General features: G+C 62.2%; 2 protein-coding genes. Both read left to right on the forward strand.

The window, feature by feature from the left end:
• Window positions 1–1,139, forward strand: a 1,139-nt coding sequence (locus RTX98_RS18665; RefSeq protein ID WP_312798301.1) for an outer membrane beta-barrel protein, incomplete at its 5' end; no start/stop codon positions are given.
• A gap of 121 nt (window positions 1,140–1,260) precedes the next feature.
• On the forward strand, window positions 1,261–2,493 hold the full coding sequence (locus RTX98_RS18670) for a lytic murein transglycosylase (protein ID WP_312798302.1): 1,233 nt from the start codon (window positions 1,261–1,263) through the stop codon (window positions 2,491–2,493).
• Window positions 2,494–2,728 lie beyond the last annotated feature (235 nt).

Here is a 2,728-nt window from a genome sequence, read left to right on the forward strand (position 1 = left end):
AGGAAACGCCCTATGCGCCCGTCGGCTTGCGCGCGGGCAAGTTCCTGCTGTTTCCGACCTTGGAACAGGGCATCACCGCCACCAACAATGCGGATTCCAGTTCGGACGGCAAATCCGCTGTTCTGTCCGAAACCACGCTTCGCGTGAGCGCCACGTCGGATTGGTCCCGCCATTCTGCCAATCTCAGCGGCTTCGGCACCTACCGCAAGACGATCAGCGGCGACGAGGTTGAGACCCTTTATGGCGGCTTGAACTCCGGGCTTCAGCTCGATCTCGCCAATGCCTACACGCTGAACGCCACCGCCAACTACCTGGTCACGCCGGAATCCGCGACCTCGCCGGTGCAGATCGAGGGCACGCTGGATGAACCGATCCGCCAGACCATCGATGGAAGCCTTGGCCTGAGCAAGAACTTCGGTCCGCTGCAACTCACCGGCACCGGCCGCATCGAGCGCGATATTTACGGCGATGCGGATCTTTCCACCGGCGGGACGATCTCGCAGAAGGACCGCAACTCCACGCTGGCCGCCTTCGTGCTGCGCACCGGCTGGGAACTGTCACCTGCTCTGACGCCCTTCGTTGAAGCCGAAATCGGCAAGCGCTTCTATGACAACAAGGTCGATTCTGCAGGCTACCGCCGCTCTGGCATCCGCAGCGGCATTCGCGGCGGCCTCGAAATCGACATTGCGGAAAAATGGACCGGCGAAATCTCGGCCGGCTGGATCGCCGAGAATTTCGACGATGACCGGCTGCGAACCCTGTCCGGCGCGAGCTTCGATGCCGATCTAGTCTGGTCACCGATGCGGGGCACCACCGTGGCTCTGAACGGCAACACGACCGTGGAAGGCACGACCTCAGCCGGCGAGTCGGGCTCGGTGCTTTATTCCGCAGCCTTGTCGGCCACGCGCGAACTTCGCGCCAATCTCACCGGCAATGCGTCGGTCGGCTTGGGCATGCGCGACTTCAAGGATCTTGATAGCCGTGAGATCATCTGGAACACGGAAGCCAGCCTGACCTACTGGTTCAACCGCTACGCCGGCCTCACCGGCCGTGCGCGTTACGAGCAGATCAGCAGCGACCTGCAGTCCCGTGACATGGATGCGGCCAGCCTGTTCGTTGGGATCAAGCTTCAACGCTGATCACGTTGCTGCGAGCAAACCGAAAATTTGCCGCTATCCCATCCCAAACCCATTCATGGTAAACCCTCTGATAACTCCCATCAGCCAAGGTGATCCCACGCCCTGATTGAAGGATATGCCGATGCCTGCCATTCGCCGCACCGCCACACGCTTCCTGAGCCTCGCTTTGGCCGCCAGCCTGGCCATGCCGATGACGCTGGCCGCGCAACAGCCTGCGCATGCCGATGCTGGCTTCCAGCGCTGGGTGCAGAGCTTCAAGGCAACGGCCGCCAAGAACGGCATTTCGGGCCGCACCTTCGATCGCGCCTTCCGCAATGTCCGCGACATCGATCCGGAAGTGCTGGAAAAGGCGACCTATCAGCCGGAATTTACAGCACCCGTCTGGGACTATTTCGACAACCGCATCAATGAGCATTCGGTGGGCGTCGGCCGCCAGATGGCGCGGCAGTGGAAGCCATGGCTCGACCGCATCGAAAAGGCCTATGGCGTCGATCGCAACATCCTGCTCGCGATCTGGTCGATGGAATCGAACTACGGCGAGATCCTGAAGAACGACAAGGTGATGCGCAACGTGGTGCGCTCGCTCGCCACCCTCGCTTATGCCGACAAACGCCGCGCCAAGTTCGGCCGCGACCAGCTGATTGCGGCGCTGAAGATCCTGGAAAGCGGCGACATCGACGAAAGCCATCTGAGCGGCTCCTGGGCCGGCGCGATGGGCCACACCCAGTTCATTCCCTCGAGCTACCTTGCTTATGCGCAGGATGCCGATGGCAACGGCAAGCGTGACATCTGGAACTCCGTGCCAGACGCGCTGGCAACCGCTGCCAACCTCTTGCGCAAGAATGGCTGGCAGAGCGGCCAGACCTGGGGCTACGAGGTCACTTTGCCGGAAGGTCGCAAGTTCCCCGGCGGTTCCATCTCGCTTGGCAAGTGGAACGAGCTCGGCGTCACGCGCGCTAACGGCAAGCCTTTTCCGCGCGGCAACCAGAATGCCGAGCTGAAGCTGCCGGACGGTCGCGGCGGCCCGGCCTTCCTGATGACCAAGAACTTCTTCGTCATCAAGCGCTACAACAACGCTGATAAGTATGCGCTGGCCGTCGGCCTGCTTGCCGACCAGATCGCTGGCTACGGGCCTACCGTGAAGGACTGGAACCGGCCTTTCACGCGGCTGAGCTTCGAGGAAACGCAGGAATTGCAGAAGCGGCTGACCATGAACGGCTATTATGACGGCAAGATCGACGGCAAGATCGGCGAAAGCTCGCGTGCCGCGATCCGCGCCTTCCAGGAGCGTCGCGGCCTGGAAGCCGATGGTCATCCCAGCAAGGAAGTTCTGACTACACTCCGGGGTCGTTGAGGCTGAACGTGCAGGCAGCGGGTCCAATCAAGCAGTGTCTCCGTTGCCTGTTCGGCGTTCTGGCAGCCGGCGTCATGTTGGTCATGCCCCCGCTCGAGCCACAAAGGGCAAGCGCGCAGGCCTTTGATGGTGCGGCCGTGCGCGAGCTTTACCGTCGCAATCAGCGCGAGCGCATGCAGCAGCAACAGCCGATGCAGCAAGCACCGGCGCAGATCGTGCGGCCTGCCGCGCCGCA

It is taken from the genome of Tianweitania sp. (genome assembly GCF_032053605.1).
Taxonomy (GTDB): Bacteria; Pseudomonadota; Alphaproteobacteria; order Rhizobiales; family Rhizobiaceae; genus Tianweitania.

Coding starts and splice junctions, on each gene's coding strand:
- RTX98_RS18670 (WP_312798302.1), top strand. CDS start 1,261: ATGCCTGCCATTCGCCGCACCGCCACACGCTTCCTGAGCCTCGCTTTG.